The following is a 433-nucleotide window of genomic DNA, read 5'->3' on the forward strand; positions in this document are numbered from 1 at the left end:
GCTCGGTGCCGTTCCAGGCGACGAGCGAGTTCCGCGCCGTCTTGGCCGCCCGACCGTTGCGGACGAAGCTGTTGCCCGCGACGACCGCGTTGTTGCTCACGGCGGCGCTGTGGATCCCGATCCCGTTCCGGTAGATCAGGTTGTCGACGAGCCGGTTCCCCTGCGCGTTGTAGAGGTAGAGGCCGTTCCGGTTCGCGACGAGGTGGTTGCCGGCGATCGTCGAGTCCTCGATGTCCTTCGCCAGTATCCCGTGGCCGCTGCCGCCGTCGTTGCGCAGGGCCGTGTTGTTCCGGACGGTCAGCCCCTCGCTCACCATCAGCGCGTAGCCGACGCCGTTGTCGGCCGCGACGTTGTCCACGAGGCGGTTGTCGTCCGAGTACATGTAGTGGACGCCGTACCGCGTGTGGCGGATCGTGTTGTTCTCGGCGAGCAC

At 67.2% G+C, this 433-nt stretch carries 1 protein-coding gene; it reads right to left on the reverse strand.

Going from position 1 to position 433, the window contains the following annotated elements:
* The coding region (locus tag D3D02_RS20115; RefSeq protein ID WP_199723246.1) for a NosD domain-containing protein at positions 1-433 on the reverse strand (433 nt) is incomplete at both ends.

Origin of the sequence: Halobellus sp. Atlit-38R, assembly GCF_003665925.1 — an archaeon.
Taxonomy (GTDB): domain Archaea; phylum Halobacteriota; class Halobacteria; order Halobacteriales; family Haloferacaceae; genus Haloquadratum; species Haloquadratum inordinatus.